Here is a 24,393-nt window from a genome sequence, read left to right on the forward strand (position 1 = left end):
CTGGGTCCCCCGACCACCGGCCCGCCAACCGACCGTATTCACGCGCGTGTTGCGATGTGCGCGGGTAGTGAAAGAGGCACCCTGATGAGTAATCTCCCCACGATCGCGTGGATCGGTCTCGGCATCATGGGTTCCCCCATGTCCGAGAATCTGATCAAGGCCGGCTACTCCGTGACCGGCTTCACGCTGGAGCGGGACAAGCTGGACCGGCTGGCCGCGGCCGGTGGTACGGCCGCGGGCTCGATCGCCGAGGCCGTACGGGACGCCGATGTGATCGTCACGATGGTGCCCGCCTCCCCGCAGGTCGAGGCCATCGCGTACGGAGAGAACGGCATCCTCGCGAACGCCCGGTCCGGCGCGCTGCTGATCGATATGTCGTCCATCACCCCGCAGACGTCGGTGGAGCTGGCGAAGAACGCGGCCGAGAAGGGCATCCGCGTCCTGGACGCCCCGGTCTCCGGCGGCGAGGCCGGCGCCATCGAGGCGGTCCTCTCCATCATGGTCGGCGGTGAACAGGCCGACTTCGACGCGGCCAAGCCGCTGCTGGACGCACTCGGCAAGACCATCGTGCTGTGCGGGCCGCACGGCTCGGGGCAGACGGTGAAGGCCGCCAACCAGCTGATCGTGGCGGTGAACATCCAGGCGTGCGCCGAGGCCGTGGTCTTCCTGGAGAAGTCGGGCGTGGACCTCGCCGCGGCGCTGGACGTCCTCAACGGCGGGCTGGCCGGGTCGACCGTGCTGACCCGTAAGAAGGACAACTTCCTCAACCGCGACTTCAAGCCCGGCTTCCGGATCGATCTGCACCACAAGGACATGGGCATCGTCACCGACGCCGCCCGCAATGTGGGCGCCGCGCTCCCCGTGGGCGCCGTTGTCGCCCAACTCGTCGCCTCCCTGCGCGCGCAGGGCGACGGCGGGCTCGACCACTCCGCGCTGCTGCGCTCGGTCGAGCGTCTGTCCGGCAGCGAGGTCTGAGTCCGGCTCCCCCCTGATCTCCGGGCAGCGGTGGCGCTGACACCTGTCCTGTCGCGCCCAGGCGTCGCCGCCGCCCGGAACCCACCAGTGAACCACCCGGCCACGCACGGGAGATGACGGGAGGTCAGCTCCCGTGCGTCGTCCCGCACCACCGGTCCCGTATGAGGGGTGGCCGGCGGTACGGGCAGCGAGAGGACCGCGGCGGCGAGCGCGCCAGTGCGGTGGTGAAGGGAACGGCGGCCTTCCCGACCCGAGGGAAGGCTCCTGTCTCCCGACGCCGCCGCCGCGGTCCCCTCTGCCCCAACACCCCGCGCACGGCGTGGAGTACGGATCATTCCCGTGCTCCACGCTTTTTCGCGTGCCCGGTACCGGGGCAGGCGGTCACCGCTGGTGGGCCGGGGGAGAAGCCGGGGCCGGACCCCGGCGGCCACGGCTGAGGGCCCCGCCCCGGATCGCTCCGGGACGGGGCCCTCGCTGCCGCCGGGTCAGGGTCAGGTCAGCGGCAGGATCTCCGTGGGCGCGTGCCACGGCTCGGTGGCGAGGTCCTCGAACTCGTTCACGCTCGCGATGTCGGTGCCGCTCATCGCGATATTGGTGACACGTTCGAGGATCGCCTCGACGATCACGGGGACACGGAACTCGGCCGCCAGCTTCTTGGCCTGCTCGAAGGCCGGCAGCAGCTGGTCGGGCTCGGTGACCCGGATCGCCTTGCAGCCCAGCCCCTCGGCGACCTTCACATGGTCGACGCCGTAGACGCCCAGCTCGGGTGAGTTGAGGTTCTCGAACTCCAGGTTGACCTGGAAGTCGATGTCGAAATTGCGCTGTGCCTGGCGGATCAGGCCCAGATACGAGTTGTTCACCAGCACATGCACATACGGGATGCGGTGCTGTGCGCCGACCGCCAGCTCTTCGAGCATGAACTGGAAGTCGTAGTCGCCGGAGAGCGCGACGACCGTGGCCTCGGGGTCGGCGGTGGCCACCCCCAGCGCGGCCGGGATGGTCCAGCCGAGCGGGCCCGCCTGGCCGCAGTTGATCCAGTGGCGCGGCTTGTAGACGTGCAGCATCTGCGCACCGGCGATCTGGGAGAGGCCGATGGTGGTGACATACCGGGTCTCGGGACCGAAGGCGCGGTTCATCTCCTCGTAGACGCGTTGCGGCTTGAGCGGTACGTCGTCGAAGTGGGTACGCCGGTGCAGTGTGGCCTTGCGCTCCTGTGCCGAGGCGGCCCAGGCCGCGCGGTCGGGCAGCTCACCCGCGACCTTCAGCTCCTTCGCCACCTCGACGAAGAGCGCGAGCGCGGCTTTGGCGTCCGAGGCGATGCCATAGTCCGGGGGGAAGATCTTGCCGATCTGGGTGGGCTCGATGTCGACATGGACGAAGGTGCGTCCGCGCCGGTAGACATCGAGCTTGCCGGTGTGGCGGTTGGCCCAGCGGTTGCCGATGCCGAGGACGAAGTCGGACTCCAGGAACGTGGCGTTGCCGTAGCGGTGCGAGGTCTGGAGCCCCACCATCCCGGCGTTCAGGGCGTGGTCGTCGGCGATGGCGCCCCAGCCCATCAGGGTCGGTACGACCGGAGTGCCGGTGAGTTCGGCGAACTCGACCAGCAGCTCGGAGGCGTCGGCGTTGATGATGCCGCCGCCGGCGACGATCAGCGGGCGCTCGGACGCGTTCAGCATCCTGACGGCCTTCTCGACCTGGGCGCGGGTGGCGGCCGGCCGGTAGACCGGCAGCGGCTCATAGGTCTCCGGGTCGAACTCGATCTCGGTGAGCTGGACATCGAGCGGCAGGTCGATGAGGACCGGCCCCGGGCGCCCGGAGCGCATGAGGTGGAACGCCTGCTGGAAGACGCCGGGGACCTGCGCGGCCTCCAGGACGGTCGTCGCGGCCTTGGTGACCGGCCGCGCGATGGAGGAGATGTCGACGGCCTGGAAGTCCTCCTTGTGGATCACCGCGGTCGGCGCCTGGCCGGTGATGCAGAGGATCGGAATGGAGTCACCGATCGCGGAGTACAGGCCGGTGATCATGTCCGTGCCCGCGGGCCCGGACGTACCGACACAGACACCGATGTTGCCCGGGTGCGTACGCGTGTATCCCTCGGCCATGTGCGAGGCGCCCTCGACATGGCGGGCGAGCGTGTGATGAACCCCGCCGGCCGCCTTGAGGGCGGCGTAGAAGGGGTTGATCGCGGCGCCGGGCACACCGAACGCGTTGCTGACGCCTTCGCGCTTGAGGATCTCAACTGCCGCTCGGGCAGCGGTCATTCGAGGCATGAAGTGCTCCTGCTTCGGCCGGCGGATCAGGGCTCTGTCGCGCCACCTGAGAGCACTAATTCCGTGATGCGGAAGTGTAATTCTGTTATACGGAATCAATTTAAGGTCCGCGCGGTGTGACGTCAAGGGATGGGCGAAGCCCCTCCCCAACACCCCGCCTTTCGAGGACGATGAAGGGGAGATCGCGATGGGGAGAGGGCGTTGATGGGTGAGGGCGTTTCGGTGTGCTGCCCGTCGTGCGGCAGCCGCCATATGCTGACGGCGTCGGTCTATCCCTGCGTGTGCGGGGCCGCGGTGGCACCGGCACTGTCCGGGGACGCCCGCGTGGAGGCGGTCACCCGGCGCGCCTGGGCGGACGAGTGGGTGACGGTCCGCTGTACGGCCTGCGCGCGCGAGGACCAGTGGCCGCGGCCGGAGCTGGGCTGCCCGTGCGGAGCGATGCTGCGGATCGCGGTGGAGCCGGACCCGTCCGAGCCCCTCACACCCGAGCTCTTCGCACCCGGGCCCTTCCCGCCCGGACCCTTCCCGCCCGGATCGGTGGCGGCCGAGCCGGTGGCGGCCGAGGAACCGGCTCCCGAGCGGCCCTCGCATATCCCACTGCCCCGGACCGCCGCCTCGCCGCGCCCCGGGTTCCGCCCGGTGACGATCCGTACGGCGCGGGACGCGGTGACGACGGCCGCGCTCTATCTGCGCTGGCTCGGTTTCAAGAGCGTCGTCGAGTCCGGGGAGCCGTCGGATTCCGGTATCAGGACGCCCGGTTTCAGTACACCCGGCGTCGGTCTGCGCGGCCCCGATGTGATCGCCCAGGTCGACCCGACCACCAGCCCCGCGTCCCTCCGCTCCGTCGAGTGCCTCTGGCTCAACGGTATGAACGCGTCGGCGACGAGCGTCTACTTCTCCCTCGCGGGGTACGCGGACGACGCCCGCGCCCGCGCGGACGACCTCGGTCTCCCGCTCTTCGTCCTCGACCTCACGGGCGCGCCCCAGCCCGTCAACGGCCCGGCGGACGAACTGGTCTCGTCCGGGGCGTGACACCGGGAGGAGCGGCGAGAACGGCTCACGCCATAATCACTTCATGCGCATCCGTCCCGCCACCCCCGCCGACCTCCCCCTTCTCCAGGACATCGAACGGGCGGCGGGCGAGCCGTTCCGTGGACTGGGGATGGCCGCGATCGCCGATGACGCGCCGCCCGCCCTCGATCTGCTGGAGCGGTACCGGCGGGCGGGCCACGCCTGGGTGACGGACGACGGGACGGGCAGGCCCGTCGCATATCTGCTCCACGACACCGTCGACCACGCGGCCCATGTCGAACAGGTCTCGGTCCATCCGGACGCCGCCCGCCGGGGCGTCGGCCGCGCGCTTCTCGGCCATCTCGGCGAGCGGGCCGTGGACGCGGGACTGCCCGCCCTCACCCTCACGACGTTCGCCGAGGTCGCCTGGAACGCCCCGTACTACGCGCGGCTCGGCTTCCGCACCCTCGCGGAGGACGAACTCACCGACGGGCTGCGGGAGATCCGCCGTACGGAAGCCGAACACGGTCTGGACCGCTGGCCGCGCGTCTGTATGCGGCGCGATCTCTGACGTACCCGCCGGGGGACGGCGGAGACCCTCGGCCCCCGAGGAACCGGTCAGGACCCAGAGGAACCGGTCAGGACCCAGAGGGCCCCGAGAACCGCCGGCGCAGCTCGATCTTCCGCACCTTCCCGCTCACCGTCATCGGGAACTCGGACAGGATCTCCACCCGGCGCGGGATCTTGTAGTGCGCGAGCCGTTCCCGGCAGTACGACACGATGTCCTCCAGGGCCGGTGGCGCGGCCGGGTCGCGCGGGATGACACAGGCCAGGATCTCCTCCCCGTACTTCTCGTCGGGGACACCGACCACCTGCACGTCCGCGACCTCCGGGTGGCCGTACAGGAACTCCTCGATCTCGCGGGGCGAGACATTCTCACCGCCCCTGATGATCATGTCCTTGATCCGGCCGACGATCTGCGCGTAGCCGTCCTCCCGTATCACCGCCAGATCGCCGGTACGCATCCAGCGGCCCGCGTCGATGACCTCGGCCGTGCGCTCGGGTTCGTTCCAGTAGCCGAGCATCACGCTGTAGCCCCGGGTGCACAGCTCGCCCGCGGTGCCGCGCGGCAGCGTCACCCCGCTGACCGGGTCGACCACCTTGACCTCGATATGCGGCAGAGCCCGGCCGACCGTGCCCGTACGGCGTTCCAGATCGTCGTCGCGCCGGGTCTGGGTGGAGACCGGGGACGTTTCGGTCATGCCGTAACAGATGGAGACCTCGGCCATGTTCATCTCGGCGACGACCCGTTTCATCACCTCCACCGGGCAGGGCGAGCCCGCCATGATGCCGGTGCGCAGCGAGGAGAGATCGTACGAGGCGAAGTCGGGGAGGTTCAGCTCCGCGATGAACATCGTCGGGACGCCGTACAGCGAGGTGCAGCGCTCCCGTTCGACCGCGCGCAGTGTGGCCGCCGCCTCGAACGACGGCGCCGGGATGACCACGCACGCGCCGTGGGAGGTGGCGCCGAGATTGCCCATGACCATGCCGAAGCAGTGGTAGAACGGCACCGGCAGACAGACCCGGTCGTGCTCCGTGTAGCCGACCGTCTCGCCCACGAAGTAGCCGTTGTTGAGGATGTTGTGGTGGGAGAGGGTGGCGCCCTTGGGAAAGCCGGTGGTGCCCGAGGTGTACTGGATGTTGATCGGGTCGTCGCAGGACAGCGCGGCCTCGCGCGCGGCGAGCTGATCATCCGTCACCTCGCCTGCCCGGTCCAGGAGTTCGTGCCAGCTCGGGTCACCGATGTAGTGCACGGAGCGCAGTTCGGGGCAGCGCGCGCGGACCTCCTCGACCAGGGCGCGGTAGTCGCTGGTCCGGTGGGTGAGGGAGGCGACGAGCACGGAGATCCCGGACTGGCGGAGCACGAACTCCACCTCGTGCGCGCGATAGGCCGGGTTGACGTTCACCATGATCGCGCCGATCCGGGCGGTGGCGTACTGCACGAGCAGCCACTCGGGGCAGTTGACCGCCCAGATCCCCACCCGGTCGCCCTTCGCCACGCCGTGCCCGAGCAGCGCCCGCGCCAGTTCACCGACCGCCGCGCCGAACTCCGCGTAGGTCCAGCGCCGCCCGGACGGTACGTCGACCAGTGCCTCCCGGTCCGGGAAGGCCGCGATCGCCCGGTCGAGGTTGGCGCCGATCGTGTCGCCGAGGAGCGGGATCGTGCCGGTGCCATGGGTGTACGAGCTCATCGGCGCGGCGGCCTCCGTCGTCATCGCAGGTCCCCCTCGTCGTACTCGGCGTCGGATCCCTCGGCCGTACGCTCCCGCAGTTCGATCCGGCGGATCTTCCCGGACACGGTCTTGGGCAGTTCGGCGAACTCCAGCCGGCGCACCCGCTTGTACGGCGCGAGGACCGCCCGGGAGTGGGCGAAGATGACCTTCGCCGTGTCGGGGCCCGGCTCCCAGCCCTCGGCGAGGACGACATACGCCTTCGGTACGGCGAGCCGCAGGGGATCGGGCGCGGGGACGACCGCGGCCTCGGCGACCGCCTCGTGCTCCAGCAGCGCGCTCTCCAGCTCGAACGGCGAGATCTTGTAGTCGCTCGCCTTGAAGACATCGTCGCTACGGCCGATATAGGTGATGTAGCCGTCGGCGTCGCGCGCGCCGATGTCACCGGTCCGGTAGTAGCCGCCGGCCATCGCCTCCGCCGTACGGTCGGGGTCGCCGTGGTAGCCCGTCATCAGCCCGACCGGACGGGCGGAGAGATCGAGGGCGATCTCGCCCTCCCGCGCGCCGGGCGCTCCGGTGACCGGATCGAGCAGTTCGACCGCGAAACCGGGTGTCGGCCGTCCCATGGACCCGGACTTGAGCAGCTGGCCCGGCGAATTGGCGACCTGTACGGCCGTCTCCGTCTGGCCGAAGCCGTCCCTGATCGTCACACCCCACGCACGCCTGACGGTCTCGATGACCTCGGGGTTGAGCGGTTCGCCCGCCGCGACAGCCTCGCGCGGCGGGGTACGCAGCTGGGACAGATCGGCCTGGATCAGCATCCGCCAGACCGTGGGCGGGGCGCAGAAGCTGGTGACGCCCGCCGTGTCCATCTCCGCCATCAGCCTGGCCGGGTCGAAGCGCGTGTAGTTGTGGAGGAAGACGGTCGCCTCGGCGTTCCAGGGGGCGAAGAGATTGGACCAGGCGTGCTTGGCCCAGCCCGGTGAGGCGATGTTCAGATGGACATCGCCCGGCTTGAGCCCGATCCAGTACATCGTCGCGAGATGGCCGATCGGATACGAGACATGTGTGTGCTCGACCAGCTTGGGGCGGGCGGTCGTGCCGGAGGTGAAGTAGAGCATCAGCGGATCGTCCGCGTGGGTGGCGCCGTCCGGCTCGAAGGCGGCGGACCGGTCGTACGCGTCCTCGTACCGGAGCCAGCCCCCAGGGGCGCCGTCAGGACCGGCGCCCACCACGATCCTGCTGAAGCCGCCCGGGATCCCGTCGAACTTCCCGGTGTCCTCGGCGCGGACGATCACATGCGCGGCCCGGCCGCGCTCGACGCGGTCGCGCAGATCGACGGGGCCGAGGAGCGGGGTCGCGGGGATGACGACGGCCCGCAGCTTCATCGCGGCGAGCGCGGTCTCCCAGAGCTCGACCTGGTTGCCGAGCATGACGACGACACGGTCCTCGGCCCGTACGCCCTGCTCACGAAGCCAGTTGGCGGCGCGGTTGGAGCGGGCGGACATCTCGGCGAAGGTGACGCGGACACGGCTGCCGTCCTCCTCGACGATATGCAGGGCGACCCGGTCGTCGCCCCGCCCGTCCGTGCCCTCGGCGATCCGGTCGAACCAGTCCAGCGCCCAGTTGAAGCGCTCGGGACGCGGCCAGTCGAAGCCCGCGTACGCCGTCGCGTAATCCTCCCGGTGTGCCAGGAGGAAGTCCCGGGCCGCCCTGAACCGCTCGGTCGGACCGGTCGGATCGGTCGGATCGGTCGGGCCGTCGGCCGCCCTCGGCCTGCTTGCCGTCATATGTCCTCCTCATTGCCGGACCGCTCTCTGACATCGTGTAATCAGTGACATGGGTCTCACCACCCCCGGACGGGGGTGCTGGGCGGTGGCGACGGGAGGAAGAGGCGTGGCCGAACCGGTCGAGGCGGTGGAGATACGGGCCGCGCTGCTGCGGCTGCGCAGGACGACCGGGCTTCCGGTGGCGTTCGGCGGGCTGCTGCACGAGGCGGGACGGATGGACATCGCCGAGCTGAACGGCGCGTCGACGGGCGCGCTGCGGGGCCTGGCGATCTCCGCCGGCAATGGTCTGGGCGGCAAATCCATCGCCATGTCGCGGCCGTGCGCGGTGACCGACTACCGGGTGGCACGGCACATCAGCCATGAGTACGACGCGGCGGTGGCGGCGGAGGGCCTGCGCTCGGTGCTCGCGGTGCCGGTGGTCGTACGGCGCAGGGTGCGCGGGGTGCTGTACGGAGCCCTGCGCAGCGCGCTGCCGATCGGTGAGCGCACGTTCGACGCGGCGGTCGCCGCCGCGCGGGACGTGGAACAGGCGCTGGTCGTACGGGACGAGGTACGGCGGCTGCTCACCGTGAGCCGCGAGCCCACGCCCGGCCCGGCGGCCTGGGAGGAGGTCCGCGCGGCCCACGGTGAACTGCGGGCGCTGGCGCCACGTGTCGTCGACGTGGAGTTGCGTGCGGAACTGCTCGGCGTCTGCGGGCGGCTGGCGGGCGCGTCGGACCCGAGGGGCGCGTCCGCACCGGCGGGCACCGCGCCGCGCCAGGCCCCGGTCGCGCTGGCGCCGCGCGAGGTGGATGTCCTGACCTGCGTCGCGTCCGGGGCGACCAACGCGACGGCGGCCGAGCTGCTCGGTCTGCGGCCGGAGACGGTGAAGGGATATCTGCGCTCGGCGATGCGCAAGCTGGGCACGCACACCCGGCTGGAGTCGGTGGTGGCGGCGCGCCGGGCGGGGCTGCTGCCCTGAGCTCCCCCGTGGACACCGCACGGACACGCGCGCCCCGGCCATGCCGGCGCCCGCGGGCCCGGTACGCGGTGATCTCCGTCCGAGCGGGCGCGGGGCCGATCCGCCCCGAGGTGACCCGGGGTGCTGCCAGGATCGCGTCAAAATGGGGTCTCCCCAGGTCAACGCCGCGTTATGGCTCGGCCATCTCGCCCTGTCCTGGGCATAGCTTCCAGGTGTCGGAGCGTATCGACGGCCCCGACGGCTCAGATCAGCGATCGACTCCCCTGGGAGGACACCATGGAGCGCCTCGTAACCGAGGACGCGGGCGACGGTTCCGATACCGCCCCGGCCGCGGACCCCGACGCCGACCCCGACGAACCCGGGACGGCCAGGCCGCTGTACGTACCCGTACGGCTCGGCTCGGCCGGCGGCCGACAGCTGCGGTTCGCGCGCACGCCGCTCGGCGCGCGGACCGCGATCGGCTTCACCAGCAGCCTGCGGCTGACCGCCGTCCTCGGTGAGGGACAGGCGTGGATCAGGCTCGCGGAGCCCGCGCTGCGCGCGCTCGCCGAACCGCTCGGCGCGGTCCTCGTCACCGTGGACCCTCAGCTGACCGCCCCCGCCCCCGCCCTCGGCGGGCGGCCCGCGCCGACCGGGCCCTGTGCCCGGCGCGCCCTGGAGATGCCGGAGGCGATGGCCGTATGACCGCCGAACCTCTGCTGCTGGTCAGCGGGTTGCACACACCGACGGTCTGGCCCGCGTCCGCCGTCCTCGCCCCCGGAGGTGATATCGCGGTGGCCGGAGTCCGTCTCACGGAGCTGGCCGATCGCTACGGCACCCCCGCCTACATCCTGGACGAGGACGAGGTACGGGCCCGTGCGCGGGCCTGGCGGCAGGCGCTGCCCGACGCCGAGGTCGTCTACGCCGCCAAGGCGTTCCTGTGCCGCGCCGTCGTCGACTGGATGGAGCAGGAGGGCCTCGGCCTCGATGTCTGCTCGGCGGGCGAACTGGAGCTGGCCGCCACGCGGGGCTTCCCGCCCGACCGGATCGTGCTGCACGGCAACGCCAAGTCGCCGCAGGACCTGAGCACCGCGCTGCGCCTGGGGGTCGGCCGCGTCGTCATCGACTCGGCCTGCGAGACGGCCCGGCTGGCGGCGCGGGTCCAGGGACCGGACGCGCAGCAGGTGATGGTCCGCGTACTGCCCGGGATCGAGGCGGGCGCGCACCCCAAGATCCGTACGGGAGCGGACGGCCAGAAGTTCGGGCTGTCCCTCGCGGACGGGAGCGCGGAGGACACGATCGCCCGCGTCCTCGGTCAGTCCCGGCTCGAACTCGTGGGCCTGCACTGCCATCTGGGCTCGCAGATCACCGAGCCAGGCCCGTACGCCGAGGCGGTACGGCGGCTGGTGGCGTTCCTGGCGGCCCTCCGTGACCGGTACGGGGTGACTCTGCCGGAACTGGATCTGGGCGGCGGTTTCGCGGTGGCGTATCTGCCGGGCGATCCGGCACCGACCCCCGCGGAGTACGGCGCGCTGATCACCGGCACGCTGGCGAGCGCCTGCGCCGAGCACGGACTGCCGGTCCCGCGGCTGACGGTGGAGCCGGGCCGCTCGATCATCGCCCCGGCCGGGATCGCCCTCTATCACGTGCTGTCGGTGAAACGCACCGCGGGCCGGGTCTTCGTCGCCGTCGACGGCGGAATGAGCGACAACCCGCGGCCCGCCCTGTACGGGGCGCGCTATACGGTCCGCCGGGTGGGCCGCGCCTCCGACGCGCCGATGCGCGCGGCGACGGTGGTCGGCCGACACTGCGAGGCGGGCGATGTGCTCGCGGAGTCGGTGGAGCTGCCGGAGGACATCAGGCCCGGGGACATACTGGCGGTGCCCGCGGCCGGGGCGTACCAGGTGTCGATGGCGTCGGGCTACAACATGACGGGCCGCCCGCCCGTGGTGGCGGTCTCCGGGGGGAGATCGCGGCTGCTGGTGCGCCGGGAGAACTTCGAGGATCTGCGCGCCCGGGATGTCGGCCTCTGACGCGTTGCCCGCCGTACGGGCGGAAAACCCGGCGACACGCGGGCGCCCGGTTTGTTAGCTTCCGGACCATGTAGCCGCTCACCGAGGACGAGATCCGCGGATCGTTCGTCAACTGTTCCAAGGGCGAGGCCCGCAGAATGAATCTCCCCCGCGAGCTGTCCGACCTGCCCTGGGCCGATCTCGACTTTCTGGGCTGGCGCGATCCCGGCGCTCCCGACCGTGGCTATCTCGTGGCGGAGCGCGCGGGCGCGTGGGTGGGCATTACGCTGCGTGCCCCGTCGTCCGGGCGGAAGAGCTTCCTCAAGTCGAGCATCTGCTCGATCTGTGTCACCCCGCACGCCGCCTCCGGGATAGATCTGATGACCGCGCCCAAGGTCGGCGTGGCGGGCCGGCAGGGTAATTCCGTCGGTATGTACATGTGCGCGGACCTGGCGTGTCCGCTGTACGTCCGGGGCAGGAAGAAGTCCCTCGGGCGGCGGCTGGAGGAGTCCCTCACCCAGGAGGAGCGGCTGGACAGGGCGCGGACGAATCTGGACCGCTTCCTGGACAAGCTGTACGAGGGCGCGACGACGGCGCTCTGACGGCGGCGCCCGAGGAGTCGGTACCCGAGGTGTCGTTACGTGGACGGCGGTCCGGGTCTCCCCGGACCGCCGTCCGCTCATGCCGTACGCGCCCCGGCCTTCGGGTGTCGGACGCTCAGACGCCCCGCGGCCCCGCCGGCCGACGGGACGGGCGCGCGAGGGTGTAGCCGGCGATGCCCGCGAGCGCGCCGAGCACACCGCCGGCCGCGGTCCAGATCCAGCGGTCCGTCCACCAGCCCGAGGACCAGCCGTCCTCGGGCTCGATGCCGGAGGCCGCCGGCCGCGCCGCGCCGCCGGGAGCGCTGTCGCCGCCGGTCCGGTCCCCGTCGTCGGCTGCCGCGACGGTGGTACGGCCCGGGGTCAGCGGGACGGTCAGCCGACCGCCGACCGCTGAGGCCCCGCCCTTGTCGGGCGTGGCGGCCTCGATCTCCGCGCGTACCGGCAGCCCGAGGTCCACCTCCTGCGCGTTCAGGACGGTCAGCCGTACGTAGTAGCTGCCCGGCAGCGGATCGTTGGACCACGGCTCCGCCCAGGCCCGTACGGTACGCAGCGTGCAGCGCAGCTCGACCGTGCGCGCGTCGGCCGCGAGCGCCTTGGTCTGGGCGCCGTACACGCACGGCTGGCGGCGGCGCAGTCCGTCGTAGACATCCACCTGCCAGGTCGTGGCGCCCTTCCTGGCAGCGGCGGACTCGGGGAGCGTGACCTTGGCGGTGACGGTCGGGCGCTGCCCGGCGTCCGCGGGAAACACCCAGTACAGGTAGTCGCCCGAGGAGCCGTCCGCCGTGGCCCGCTGGCCCGGCCGGAACGCGGTGGCCGTACGGAACGAGGTGCCCGCCTCGGTCGGCGCCTCCGCGCTGTCGGAGCTGTCGGAACCGTCCGACGAGCTGCCGGTGGTGGTCGGCGTCTCGTCGGCGACAGCGCTGCCCGCCGTACCGAGAAGCAGCACACCGGCCAGCAGGGAACCCGTGAACATACCGGTGATACGCATCAGTTGCTCCTCCAGACGAGACGCAGGCGCGAGAGCCAGCCCCCGAGCAGTCCGGCGACCAGTCCGGTCAGGGCCAGGGTGCCGAGCAGCCACCAGCCGCGGCCGAGACCGAACGCGGCGAGGTCGGACGGCTCGTCGGGCGAGTCGACCAGGTCGATGGTCAGCTCGACGGGCAGGCCGGGGGTGGTCTTGACGGAGGCGGGCGCGGAGAAGGCGTTGCTGACCTGGAGACAGACCGTCTCGGCGGCCGGCTTCACGTCGGTCTCGTCCTCGTCGTCGAGCGGCGGCTTCGGGTAGCGCAGCCCCGACGAGATCACGTCGGTGCGTCCGTCGCCCGCTTCCGAGCCGCGGACGATCTCCCTGCCGTGTACGGTCACGGCGCGCAGCAGCACGCCGTGGTCCGGGTTGACGGCGCGGTCGGCGCCGACGCTGACGGAGGCGCGCAGCTCCTGGCCGGGCAGCACGTCCACGCGGTACCAGCGGTGCTCGGAGAACTTCTCGCGGTCGCTGTACAGGCCGGGCTTGATCCGCGGGGCGTCGGCGCAGCGCGCGGCACCCTCGGTGGCCACCGGGGTGACGACGGGGTCGGCCGCGCGGTCCACCAACTGCTTGACGCGGCGGGAGAGTTCATCGGTGTGCTGGACGGAGGTGAAGGTACCGCCGGTGGCCTCGGCGATACAGGTCAGCTGCCGCCGGGTCTTGTCGTCGGGGACGAGGCCCAGGGTGTCGATGGTGAGATGGATTCCCTTGGCCGCGATCTCGCGCGCGACCTCACAGGGGTCGAGCGGGGCGCAGGTGTCCTCGCCGTCGGTGATGAGGACGATGCGGCGAGTGGCGTCGCCGTCGCCCTCCAGATCGTCGGCGGCGCCGAGGAGCGCGGGGCCGATGGGTGTCCAGCCGGTGGGGGCGAGGGTGGCCACCGCGGTCTTCGCCTCGGTGCGGTCCAGCGGGCCCACCGGGTAGAGCTGCTTGGTGTCCTTGCAGCCGACCTTGGTGTCCTTGCCGGGGTAGTTGGCGCCGAGGGTGCGGATACCCAGCTCCACTTCCCGCGGAACCGCGTCGAGCACCTCGTTGAACGCCTGTTTCGCGGCCGTCATCCGGGACTGGCCGTCGATGTCGCGGGTCCGCATCGAGCCGCTGACATCGAGGACCAGATCGACCTTCGGGGCCGGATTCCCGGTAGGTTCGTCGGCGGCGGCAGCGGCGGGAGGGAAGAGCCCTACGGCCAGGGTGGCCACCAGACCGCACACGGCGGCTGCCGGCCATTTACTTATGATCATCGCCGGATGATAGTGAGATCGGCCCCATGGCATCAAACGGAAACTGATGATCCGTCAGCTTCATAGCCGACCCCCCGAGGTGACGTCATGCACGGGAACACCGAACCGTCCGAGCCAATCACCGGGTCCGCCGGCGGACCGGACCGGCGCCGTCTGAACCGCCGCCGCTTCCTGGGCGCGGGGGCGCTCGCCGCCGCCTCGGTCGTCGCGGCGGCACCCGCCTCTTTCGCCGCCGCCACCGGTCCCGCCTCCGCCTCCGCCCGGCCGCTGTTCCTCGGCACGTACACCTCCGCCGAAGGAGGCGGCACCGGTGTCGGCCTGGCGACGTACGACACGGTGACGGGCACGATCTCGGGCACCGGTACGGTCACCGGCGTCGCGAACCCCTCGTATCTCGCCGTACATCCGGACGGCACCACGCTCTACACCGTCAATGAGCAACAGGACGGCGGCGTCACGGCGATCGCCCTGCCCGGGGCCGGGGGCGGGAACCCGACCGTGCTGGGTACGCGCGCCACGGGCGGCGCCGGGCCCACCCATCTGTCGGTGCACCCCGGCGGGCGCTGGCTGCTGAGCGCCAACTACACCTCGGGCAGTGTCGCCGTGCACCCCATCGGTGCCTCGGGCGCGCTGGGGGAACGTACGGACCTGGTCACCCACTCCGCGCCACCGCCGGGCCCCGGACAGCGGGGGCCGCACGCCCACCAGATCCTCACCTCACCGGACGGCGGCCATGTGCTCGCCGTCGACCTGGGCAATGACACCGTCTATACGTACCGCCTCGACACGTCGGCCGGGACACTGACCCAGGTCTCGTACGCGCGGCTGCGCCCAGGCGCGGGCCCCCGCCATCTCACCTTCCATCCGTCGGGTGCGTTCGCCTATCTGGCGAACGAGCTGGACAACACCGTCGTCGTCTGCGCGTACGACCGCGCCACCGGTGAACTCGCCCCCGGCGAACCGCAGTCCACCGGCGCGGGACAGCCGGGCGGCAACTTCCCAGCCCAGCTGGCCGTCACCGGCGACGGAGCCTTCGCGTATCTCGCCAACCGCGGTCACAACAGTCTGACCCGGTACGCCGTCGAGGCGTCCGGCGCGCGGCTGCGGCTGCTCGACACCGTGCCGGTCGGCGGCGACTTCCCCCGGCAGCTCGCCCTCTCCCCCGCCGGGAACCTGCTGTTCGCCGCGAATCAGCGGTCGAACTCCGTGACGGTCTTCCATGTCGACCCGAGCAGCGGCGAACTGCGCCCGGCGGGCGCGCCGTTCAGGTCGCCGGTGGCGGTCTGCGCGCTTCCGCTCTAGACCGAGAAGGAAAAGCAGCGTCCTCAGCCGTCGGCGGTCACGCGTCGCGCCACCGCGGCCAGATGCTCGCGCATGGCGATGACCGGACGTTCGGGGTCGCCGGACTCGAACGCCGCCAGGATCGCCGCGTGTTCGTCCACGGCCGACGCGATGCCCGCCGTGCCGACGTCGGCGGTCCCCCGCGACCGGTGCAGCCGGACGCTCAGGGACTCGGCGGTCCTGAGGAGGAAGCGGTTGCCCGAGGCCCGGATGATCGTGAGGTGGAACTCCCAGTCCGCCGCGGCGCATTCACGCAGACCGGAGAGGCCGGGCGGTCTGCCCTGGGCGCCCCGTGACGTCCGTACGCGACGGGCGCGGAGCACATGCTGTGCGTGCGCGGCCCGCAACTCGGGCACCAGGGCGTCGGCCCTGGAGACCGCGCGCTCCACGGCCGCGGTCTCCAGGATCGCGCGCATGTCGAACAACTCCGCGAGCTGCTCCGGTGACAGCGGCGGGGCGACGCGGTAGCCCTTGAGCGCCACCCGCGAGATCAGCCCCGTGTGTTCGAGCTGGACGAGCGCCTCGCGCACCGGGGTCGGCGACACCCCCAGCTCCCGGGCGAGGGAGTCGATACCGAGCGAACTCCCTTGCGGGGCCGAGCCGTCGAGCAATCTCTCCAGAATCGCGTCGTACACACCGTCGCGGAGGGACCGGCGAGGCACTACCGGCTTGCGGCCGACGGCCGGGGCGGCCGGAGCGGCCGGGGCACTGCTCTCGTTCCCGTTCATCTCGCTCGCCATCGTAGCCCGCGGTCCTCACCTCACCGGGCCTGCCGGGTGAGGCTTCGGGGCGCCTCCAATTGAAAAGATCCTATAGGGTCTATGATCCACATCCCGGTCCCGGCCACCTCTGACAGACCCGGAGACGACGATGTCCCACACCGCGCAGGACGGGCCCGAGGGGGTCCGGCCGTGACCGTGCTGACGAACGACCCGCGCGCCTTCGCCGACGAGGCCCTGGCCGGATTCGCCGCCGCACACGCCGAGGAGATCCGTACAGTGCACGGCGGCGTCGTCCGCGCCTCGGCCACCCCGCCGGGCCGGGTGGCCGTCGTCATCGGCGGTGGCACCGGCCACTACCCCGCGTTCGCCGGCTGGGTCGGACCCGGCTTCGCGCACGGCGCGGCCTGCGGCCATGTCTTCGCCTCCCCCTCCGCCTCACAGATCTGCTCGGTGGCACGGGCCGCCGACAACGGCGGCGGTGTGATCCTCGGCTTCGGCAACTACGCCGGAGACATCCTGCACTTCGGGCGTGCGGCCGAGCAGCTCCGCGCGGAGGGCATGACGATCAGGACCCTCACGGTCACCGACGACATCGCGTCGGGACCGGCCGACAACACCGCGCCGCGCCGGGGCATCGCGGGCGACTTCTCCGTACTGAAGATCCTCGGTGGCGCGGCCGAGGCCGGTTTCGGCATCGACGCGGCAGTACGGGCCGGCCGCAGGGCCAACGCCGCCACGCGCTCGCTCGGCCTCGCCTTCGGCGGCTGCTCCCTGCCGGGCGCGGACCGGCCGCTGTTCACCGTCCCCGCCGGGCGGATGAGCGTCGGCCTCGGTATCCATGGCGAACCGGGGATCGCGGAACTCCCCCTGCCCACCGCCGACCGGGCCGCCGACCTCCTGGTGGACAGAATCCTGGCGGAGCGGGGGGTGGCAGCCGCCGGTGTGGGCGGATCCGACCGGGTGGCGCTGCTGCTCAACGGTCTGGGCGGGACCAAGTACGAGGAGCTGTACGTCGTCCACCGCCGCGTGGCCGAGCGGCTGGCCGCCGAGGGGCTGACCGTCGTCGCGCCGGTGGTCGGCGAACAGGTCACCAGCCTCGGGATGGCCGGCCTCTCCCTCACCCTGACCTTCCTCGACGACGAACTGGAGGCGCTGTGGACGGCTCCGGCCGCCACCCCCGCCTTCCGCCGGGGCGTCCTGGCGCCCCGGCCACCGCGTACCGACGATCTGACCACCACGCACCGGATGCCACCGGTCGTACCGGGCGGCCCTCGTTCGCGGGCCCTGGGGGCGCGGCTGGCCGAGGCCCTGCTGACGGTGCGTGACACGGTGGTGGCCCATGAGACACGGCTCGGGGACCTCGACGCCGTGGCGGGCGACGGCGACCACGGCATCGGGATGCGGCGCGGGGCAGAGGCCGCCGCGGTCGCCGCGCGGGAGGCGGTCGCCCTCGGCGCCGGCGCCGGTACGGTGCTCGCGCACGCCGGCGCGGCCTGGTCGGAGCGGGCCGGCGGCACCTCCGGCGCGCTCTGGGGCGCGGCACTGACGTCTTTCGGCGCGGTGCTCGGCGACCACGACGGCACCGCGGCCGAACGGGACGCGAGGACGACCGGACGTGGCGCGGGTACGCCCGGACTCAACGGCGGTACGGCCGGACGCGACGGCGGTACGGCGGAGCGTGACGGCGCCCGGCTGACCCGTGCCGTACGGGCCGCCGTGGACGCGGTGCTGCGGATCGGCGGCGCGAGACCCGGCGACAAAACGCTGGTGGACGCGGCCGTGCCGTTCGCCGACCGGCTGGAGGCGGCGCTGCCGACGGCCGGGTTCGCCGCCGCGTGGGCACAGGCCGCGCGAGCCGCGGGTGAGGCCGCGGAGGCGACCGCCGCGATCGCCGCGCGCCTGGGCCGGGCCCGTACCCACGGGGTCCGGGGGCTCGGCTCACCCGACCCGGGGGCGATCTCGTTCGCCCTGATCGTGGCGGCTCTCACCCCCGGCTCCCCCGGCTCCCTCAACTCCCTCGACTCCCCGAACTCCCCCGAGGCCCGCGACTCCCCCGAGCCGACACACTGACGCCAAGGAGGTCCGCACCAGCTGCACCACCGCCCCGTCCCCGGTGATTGGATGGGCGCAGGCCCGCTCCCCGCTCCCGTCGGCGGCCCGGGCCCGGACTGGAGGTCGCACGATGGTGACGAAGGGCCGTACAGGTCAGCCCACCCTGGAAGAGGTCGCCGCGCTCGCGGGGGTCGGCCGGGGCACGGTGTCCCGTGTCGTCAACAACTCACCCGGGGTGAAGGACACCACGCGGCATCTGGTCGAGCAGGCCATCGCCCAGCTCGGCTACATACCCAACCGGGCCGCCCGCGCCCTGGCGGGCAGCCGTACCGACGCCGTGGCCCTGGTGATCCCCGAGACCGAGAAACGCTTCTTCGCCGAGCCGTACTTCTCCGAGGTCGTCCACGGCGTGGGCGACGGTCTCGCCGACACCGATCTCCAGCTGCTGCTGACCCTCGTCCGTACGGAGAAGGAGCGGCAGCGCTTCCTCCAGTACGCCCGCGCCCGCCGGATCGACGGGGTCCTCCTGGTCTCCGTCCACGACAGCGACACACTGCCCGATCTGCTGGCCGAGATGGAGATACCGACGGTCCTCGGCGGACGGAGATCCGGGGAGGAACCGGTGTCGTACGTCGACTCCGACAACGTCGGCGGGGCGCGGACCGCCGTACGCCATCTGGCCTCGTCAGGACGCCGGGCGATCGCCACCATCACCGGCCCGCTCGACATGTATGTGGCGCAGTGCCGCCTGCGCGGATACGAGGAAGGGGTTCGGGACCACGCCACCGGCCCCGCACCCTCCTGGATCGCGCACGGCGACTTCACCGAGGAGAGCGGGCGCCGCGCGATGGCGGAGCTGCTGCGCCTCCACCCGGATCTCGACGCGGTGTTCGCCGCCTCCGACCTGATGGCGGTGGGCGCCCTGCACACCCTGCGGGCGGCGGGCCGCCGGGTCCCGGAGGATGTGGCGGTGGTGGGCTTCGACGACTCCCCCCTCGCCCGCCACACGGACCCTCAACTGACCTCGGTGCGCCAGCCGGTGGAGGAGATGGGGCGCACGATGGCCCGGGTACTGCTGGAGACGATCAACGACTCCTCGGCGGCCTGGCAGCATGTGGTGCTGCGCACGGAACTGGTACGACGCTCCTCGGGGTGAACGGCTCCACGCTGCCGGGTGATGAGGCTCCCGCCCGACGTCGGCCAGAGCGGCGCATGACGGCACACCTAGCCGCGCAATGGCGGGCGTTCCTCCGGCGGGCGTCAGGAAGCGCTGCCGGGCCAGGGGACGTCGGTCTCGACGGGCGCGGTGTAGTCGATGCCCGGCACCGCGAGGCCGTAGAGACGCCGAACCTCGGCGTGGAACCAGTCGAGGTCGGCCAGTTCGGTGATCGTGTCGGTGGTGGCGGTGTTCCATCGCTCGGCGACCGCGGCCTGTACATCCGGGTCGAGTTCCCAGGTGTCGAGGCGTACGCGGCCCTCTCCGTCGAGGTCGAGCGGGCGTACCCCGGTGAGCCGGTCCCACAACTCGGTGAGCTGGGCGACCGGCGGTGTCATGGTGTCGCCGAGAACGCCGCGCAGCAGCCCGACATAGAGCGCGATGCCCGGGATGGCGGTGGAGGACTGGGTGACGGCGGCGCCGTTCACGGACGTCACCGCGCGCCCGCCGACGAGCTTGGCGAGACGGTCGTCGAGGGTGCGAGCGGTCTGTTCGAGGTGGGCCTTGGCGGCGCCGATGGTGCCCTGCCGGTAGATCGCCGCGGTCAGGGGGGAGCCGATATAGGACAGTGCGGCGGTGGTGAAGCCGGCGGCGAGGAGGTCGCGGTCGGCGAGATGATCGATCCACCGCTCCCAGTCGGAGCCGCCCATCACGGCGACTGTCTGGTCGATGTCGTCTCCTTCGGCCGGCTGGGTCTCGACTTCCCTCACCTCGGGGGCGCCCGGGTCGGTGAAGACGAGCGTCTTGGTGCGGTATGCCTCACCGACGGGTTTGAGGACCGACGCGTAGGTGGCTCCGGTGTCGGGGTCGGTACGGCGCGGGGCCGCCACGGAGTAGATGAGGTAGTCCAGGCGCCCGCCGAAACGCTGCCGGACGAGTTCGGAGACCTGCTCCTTCATGGCGTCCGAGAACGCGTCACCGTTGAGGAAGACCATCTCCCGGCCCTGCTCGCGGGCGAGCTCCGCGGTGGCCGCCGTGCGGTACCAGCCGGCCGTCGCGGTGAGCCGGCCCGGGGCCTTCTCGAAGCAGACTCCGATGCCACGGATGCCTGCTCGGGCCAGTCCCGCGATGGTGGCGGCCAGCCCGTACCCGGCGGAGGAACCGATGACGAGCGCCACCGGTGCGCTGTCCGGAGGGGTGATCGGGGCGGCGATCGGGGCGGGGACGGCCCGCCACATGTCCTGCACCAGCCGGGCACAGCCTGCCGGGTGGGAGTCGAGGAAGAGAAAGCCGCGGTTGCGTGGGGTGATGACGCGCTCGGTCATGGAGGCGAGAGCCCTTCAGGTCGTCGTGGCGAGGCGCGACGTCCGTCGGACCGCGCGCCGCGTCCCGCAAGTCTGCGCCGGTACGGACCTCCGGGGTCATCTCATCCGGGACAGTAACGCGCGGGCGATCTTGGAGGGTTTCCCTCAGGCGCACGCCGTCGTGAGTCGGACGCCGCCGCTCCGGACCGTATCCCGTCGGGGGGTACGGCCCGGAGCGGCAATCGTTCGCACTCAGAGCGAGCCGAGCCGCTCCAGGGGGAACGGCGGCTGCGCCAGTGGCCGTACCGCGAGCCGGGTGAGCGGCAGAACGTTGTCGTCGCCCGCCGTGCGGTTGGCGTGCAGTACGTCGCAGTGGACACAGCGGTGGACGAGTACCCATTCGCCGTCCCCGCGTACGGAGATGGCGAGCGGCTCCATCCGGGCACCGCAGTCGGCGGCCCGGTCGCCCGGGGTGTCGTCGACATGACGGCTCCACAGACAGTTCGGGCAGTGGTTGCGGTGGCCGGTGCCGGCCGCGGTCATCGGTACGTCGAGACCGCAGTGGAGACAGCGGAAGGACTCGGCGCGTGCTTCGAGGCGCGCGTCTGGAGGTGTTACGGGAGGTGTGGGACATCGTGAGAACGACTCCTGGTGTGACGCTCGGACGGTCGGGGGTGAACGCCGTCTCGTGCCAAGGGAGTTCGCTCCGGTCAGCGATGCCTGTCGGCCGTGCCTGTCAGCAGCGGTGCCGGGGAGACATCACGGAGCAGGAACTGCCTCGGTCATGAGAACGGTTCCGACCGGCCACAGGCATACAACACCACCTTGGGACATTCGTCAGGAGCGCAGGAGCGCAGGAGCGCGCGGTGAGCGCCCTCCGATGAAACAGGCGGCCGGGGCGGCGCGGCAACCGAATATCCGGATATCCGGAAGTCGGCCCCCGGCGCCGCGGTCAGGCGACGGACCCCATCGCCCGCGTCCTCGGCGCATCGTGGTGGATCGGGGTGTGCGCGCCCGTCAGCGGGACACCGCTGCCGCCCCGCCGGACCGCGACGATCTCCGCCGCGATCGACAGCGCGGTCTCCTCGGGCGTACGGGCCCCGAGGTCGAGCCCTATCGGCGAGTGCAGCCGGGCGAGTTCGCGCTCGGTGACACCGATCTCGCGCAGCCGTCTGTTGCGGTCCTCGTGGGTACGGCGGGAGCCCATCGCGCCGACGAAGGCGACGGGCAGCCTGAGTGCCAGTTCCAGCAGGGGCACATCGAACTTGGCGTCATGGGTGAGTACGCAGAGCGCCGTACGGCTGTCGACCGCCGTCGACGCCAGATAGCGGTGCGGCCAGTCGACCACGATCTCGTCGGCGTCCGGGAAGCGGTCCCGGGTGGCGAAGACGGGGCGCGCGTCGCAGACGGTCACGTGGTAGCCGAGGAACGCGCCGGCCCGCACCAGCGCGGCGGCGAAGTCGACGGCGCCGAAGACGATCATGCGCGGGGGCGGGACGCTCGACTCGACCAGGAGCGTCAGCGGCTGTCCGCACCGTACTCCCCGCTCCCCCAGGACGACCGTGCCGGTACGGCCCGTGTCCAGCAGGGCGCGGGCCTCGGCCGCCGCCGTACGGTCCAGCCGCGGGTGGCCGCCGAGGCCGCCCTCGTACGATCCGTCGGGGCGCACCAGCAGGGCGCGGCCCTTGAGTGCGTCGGGTCCTTCGGTGATCCGGGCGAGCGCCGCCGTCTCCCCCCGGGCGGCGGTGGACAGCGCCGACGCGAGCACCGCGCGCAGGGCGCTGCCCGCGGCGTCGGACCGTACCGGCGTCACCAGGATGTCGATGACACCGCCGCAGGTCAGCCCCACGGCGAAGGCGTCCTCGTCGCTGTAGCCGAACCGCTCCAGGACGGTGGTGCCGTCCTGGAGGGCCTGTTGGCACAGCTCGTACACGGCCCCTTCCACGCAGCCCCCGGAGACCGAGCCGATCGCCGTGCCCGCGCTGTCGACGGCGAGCGCGGCTCCCGGCCGGCGGGGCGCGCTGCCGCTGACCGCGACGACGGTGGCGACGGCGAAGTCGCGCCCCTGCTCGACCCACCGGTTCAGCTCCTCGGCGATGTCCAGCATGTCGGTCTCCTCAGGTCTGGTGGATGCGGTCGGGTGGACGCGGGTCGGATGCGGCCGGGACGTGTCAGGAGACGCCCAGCCAGGATTCGATCGGGTGGAGCGCGTAGAAGACGACGAAGATCACGGTGAGGCCCCACATCAGGGCCCCGATCTCCCGGGCCCTGCCCTGGGCCACCCGGATCGCGACATACGAGATGACGCCCGCCGCGACCCCGGCGGTGATGGAGTAGGTGAACGGCATCAGGATGACGGTCAGGAAGACCGGGATGGCGACGGCGCGGTCGCCCCAGTCCACCTGCCGGGCGTTCTGCGTCATCATCGCGCCGATGACGACCAGGGCCGCCGCCGCGACCTCGCCCGGGACGATCTGGGTGAGGGGGGTGAAGAAGAGACAGACGGCGAAGAGGAGGCCGGTGATGACGGAGGCGAAGCCGGTGCGCGCGCCCTCACCGACGCCCGTCGCGGACTCGACGAAGACGGTCTGGCCCGAGCCACCCGCGACCCCGCCGATGGCACCGCCCGCGCCGTCGATGAACAGCGCCTTGGACAGGCCCGGCATACGGCCCTTGTCGTCGGCGAGTCCGGCTTCCGTACCGACGCCGATGATGGTCGCCATCGCGTCGAAGAAACCCGCGAGTACGAGGGTGAAGACGATCATGCCGACGGTCATCGCGCCGACCTGTCCCCAGCCGCCGAACTCCACCTTTCCGAAGAGCGAGAAGTCGGGCATGGAGACGGCGCTGCCGGTCAGCTCCGGCGGACCGCTGTTCCACGCCTTGGGGCTGATGCCGCCCGCGGCGTTGAGGACGACGGCGATGACCGTGCCGATGACGATGCCGATCAGGATGGCGCCGGGCACTTCGCGGGCCTGAAGCATGAAGATCAGCAGCAGGGTGACGCAGAAGATGAGGACGGGCCAGCCGACGAGTTCACCCGCGGGGCCGAGCGAGACCGGGCCGCCGCCCCGCGAGGCGTGCACGAAACCCGCTTTCACGAGCCCGATCAGCGCGATGAACATACCGATGCCCATGGTGATCGCGTGCTTCAGCGCGAGCGGGATGGCGTTCATGATCATTTCCCGTAGGCCGGTGATCACCAAGAGGCAGATCACCACTCCGTACATCACGCACATGCCCATGGCCTGCGGCCACGTCATCACGGGCACGACCTGGCCGGCCACCACACCGGAGACGGAGAGCCCGGCGGCGAGCGCGAGGGGCACCTTGCCCAGGAAGCCCATCAGCAGGGTGGTCAGGGCGGCGGCGAAGGCGGTCGCGGTGATCAGGGCCTGCCGGCCGAGAGTGTCGCCCGCGGCGTCCCTGCCGGAGAGGATCAGCGGGTTGAGCAGCAGGATGTACGCCATGGCCATAAAGGTCGTGACGCCGCCGCGCAGCTCGCGCGCGACGGTCGAGCCGCGGTGGGATATGTGGAAGTACCGGTCGAGCCAGGACCTGCCGGCCGGGGGACGTGAGCCGGTGCCGGCGTCCTCGGCGGTGGTCCTGGACTCCACTGACGATCGGGTCATGTGTGCCTGCTCCCAAGGTTCAAAGGGGCACCCGCGAAGAGACTGGGACCGCGGGGTTTGGGATGGTGCGGGGGCTGCACGACCCGG

General features: G+C 71.8%; 19 protein-coding genes and 1 pseudogene. 10 read left to right on the plus strand and 10 right to left on the minus strand.

Annotated elements, in window-relative coordinates; genetic code table 11:
• The first annotated feature begins 84 nt into the window (after positions 1-84).
• Positions 85-975 (plus strand): 2-hydroxy-3-oxopropionate reductase, encoded by an 891-nt coding sequence (locus tag AB0M67_RS01840; RefSeq protein WP_365741501.1) that lies wholly within the window; start codon positions 85-87, stop codon positions 973-975.
• 491 nt (positions 976-1,466) lie between these two features.
• Here the strand turns inward: AB0M67_RS01840 and gcl are convergent, their stop codons facing one another.
• Positions 1,467-3,245, minus strand: coding sequence for a glyoxylate carboligase (gcl, locus tag AB0M67_RS01845; RefSeq protein WP_365741503.1), 1,779 nt, complete (start codon positions 3,243-3,245; stop codon positions 1,467-1,469).
• A gap of 204 nt (positions 3,246-3,449) precedes the next feature.
• Here gcl and AB0M67_RS01850 point away from each other — a divergent pair, with 204 nt between their 5' ends.
• Positions 3,450-4,277: a hypothetical protein gene (locus tag AB0M67_RS01850; protein WP_365741505.1), complete on the plus strand. Its 828-nt coding sequence runs from the start codon at positions 3,450-3,452 to the stop codon at positions 4,275-4,277.
• Between the two features lie 43 nt (positions 4,278-4,320).
• On the plus strand, positions 4,321-4,827 hold the full coding sequence (locus AB0M67_RS01855) for a GNAT family N-acetyltransferase (RefSeq protein ID WP_365741507.1): 507 nt from the start codon (positions 4,321-4,323) through the stop codon (positions 4,825-4,827).
• A 67-nt stretch (positions 4,828-4,894) separates the two neighbouring features.
• On the opposite strand, the gene AB0M67_RS01860 is transcribed toward AB0M67_RS01855, so the two are convergent.
• Positions 4,895-6,508: an AMP-binding protein gene (locus AB0M67_RS01860; RefSeq protein ID WP_365741842.1), complete on the minus strand. Its 1,614-nt coding sequence runs from the start codon at positions 6,506-6,508 to the stop codon at positions 4,895-4,897.
• 20 nt (positions 6,509-6,528) lie between these two features.
• A complete protein-coding gene (locus AB0M67_RS01865) occupies positions 6,529-8,277 on the minus strand; it encodes an AMP-binding protein (protein WP_365741509.1) in 1,749 nt (582 codons plus the stop codon).
• Between the two features lie 106 nt (positions 8,278-8,383).
• Here AB0M67_RS01865 and AB0M67_RS01870 point away from each other — a divergent pair, with 106 nt between their 5' ends.
• From AB0M67_RS01870 to AB0M67_RS01885, 4 genes are all read left to right on the plus strand, one after another.
• Complete coding sequence (locus tag AB0M67_RS01870) at positions 8,384-9,238, plus strand: helix-turn-helix transcriptional regulator (RefSeq protein WP_365741510.1); 855 nt, start codon at positions 8,384-8,386, stop codon at positions 9,236-9,238.
• 276 nt (positions 9,239-9,514) lie between these two features.
• Complete coding sequence (locus tag AB0M67_RS01875) at positions 9,515-9,922, plus strand: SAV_915 family protein (RefSeq protein ID WP_365741512.1); 408 nt, start codon at positions 9,515-9,517, stop codon at positions 9,920-9,922.
• A complete protein-coding gene (gene lysA, locus AB0M67_RS01880) occupies positions 9,919-11,250 on the plus strand; it encodes a diaminopimelate decarboxylase (RefSeq protein ID WP_365741514.1) in 1,332 nt (443 codons plus the stop codon). The genes AB0M67_RS01875 and lysA overlap by 4 nt, the downstream gene beginning before the upstream one ends.
• A 92-nt stretch (positions 11,251-11,342) precedes the next feature.
• The gene (locus tag AB0M67_RS01885; protein ID WP_365741844.1) at positions 11,343-11,831 is read left to right on the plus strand and encodes an FBP domain-containing protein; all 489 of its coding nucleotides are present in this window, start codon (positions 11,343-11,345) and stop codon (positions 11,829-11,831) included.
• A gap of 115 nt (positions 11,832-11,946) precedes the next feature.
• Here the strand turns inward: AB0M67_RS01885 and AB0M67_RS01890 are convergent, their stop codons facing one another.
• Positions 11,947-12,819: a hypothetical protein gene (locus tag AB0M67_RS01890; protein WP_365741516.1), complete on the minus strand. Its 873-nt coding sequence runs from the start codon at positions 12,817-12,819 to the stop codon at positions 11,947-11,949.
• The gene (locus AB0M67_RS01895; RefSeq protein ID WP_365741519.1) at positions 12,819-14,099 is read right to left on the minus strand and encodes a VWA domain-containing protein; all 1,281 of its coding nucleotides are present in this window, start codon (positions 14,097-14,099) and stop codon (positions 12,819-12,821) included. The genes AB0M67_RS01890 and AB0M67_RS01895 overlap by 1 nt, the downstream gene beginning before the upstream one ends.
• Positions 14,100-14,186: 87 nt before the next feature.
• Between AB0M67_RS01895 and AB0M67_RS01900 the strand changes: the two genes are divergently transcribed.
• Positions 14,187-15,401, plus strand: a complete 1,215-nt coding sequence (locus AB0M67_RS01900; RefSeq protein ID WP_365741521.1) for a lactonase family protein — start codon at positions 14,187-14,189, stop codon at positions 15,399-15,401.
• A 23-nt stretch (positions 15,402-15,424) separates the two neighbouring features.
• On the opposite strand, the gene AB0M67_RS01905 is transcribed toward AB0M67_RS01900, so the two are convergent.
• Positions 15,425-16,180 carry a GntR family transcriptional regulator gene (locus tag AB0M67_RS01905; protein WP_365741523.1) on the minus strand — a complete coding sequence of 252 codons (756 nt, stop codon included), beginning with the start codon at positions 16,178-16,180 and terminating at the stop codon, positions 15,425-15,427.
• A 171-nt stretch (positions 16,181-16,351) separates the two neighbouring features.
• On the opposite strand from AB0M67_RS01905, the gene AB0M67_RS01910 reads away from it, so the two are divergent.
• Positions 16,352-18,232 carry a dihydroxyacetone kinase family protein gene (locus AB0M67_RS01910; protein ID WP_365741525.1) on the plus strand — a complete coding sequence of 627 codons (1,881 nt, stop codon included), beginning with the start codon at positions 16,352-16,354 and terminating at the stop codon, positions 18,230-18,232.
• 112 nt (positions 18,233-18,344) lie between these two features.
• Entirely contained in the window at positions 18,345-19,370 is a 1,026-nt protein-coding gene (locus AB0M67_RS01915) for a LacI family DNA-binding transcriptional regulator (RefSeq protein WP_365741527.1), read from the plus strand.
• A gap of 104 nt (positions 19,371-19,474) precedes the next feature.
• Here AB0M67_RS01915 and fabV read toward each other — a convergent pair whose 3' ends face one another.
• The 4 genes and pseudogenes from fabV to AB0M67_RS01935 all read right to left on the minus strand — a co-directional run bounded on the left by fabV (position 19,475) and on the right by AB0M67_RS01935 (position 24,306).
• Positions 19,475-20,695, minus strand: a complete 1,221-nt coding sequence (gene fabV / locus AB0M67_RS01920) for an enoyl-[acyl-carrier-protein] reductase FabV (protein WP_365741530.1) — start codon at positions 20,693-20,695, stop codon at positions 19,475-19,477.
• Positions 20,696-20,926: 231 nt separating this feature from the next.
• A pseudogene (locus AB0M67_RS01925) lies at positions 20,927-21,262 on the minus strand (RNHCP domain-containing protein); the annotation flags it as partial.
• Positions 21,263-21,626: 364 nt separating this feature from the next.
• Positions 21,627-22,781, minus strand: a complete 1,155-nt coding sequence (locus AB0M67_RS01930) for an XdhC/CoxI family protein (RefSeq protein ID WP_365741532.1) — start codon at positions 22,779-22,781, stop codon at positions 21,627-21,629.
• A 64-nt stretch (positions 22,782-22,845) separates the two neighbouring features.
• Entirely contained in the window at positions 22,846-24,306 is a 1,461-nt protein-coding gene (locus AB0M67_RS01935; RefSeq protein ID WP_365741534.1) for an NCS2 family permease, read from the minus strand.
• Positions 24,307-24,393 lie beyond the last annotated feature (87 nt).

This window comes from Streptomyces sp. NPDC051662 (assembly GCF_040681655.1).
Classification (GTDB): Bacteria; Actinomycetota; Actinomycetes; order Streptomycetales; family Streptomycetaceae; genus Streptomyces.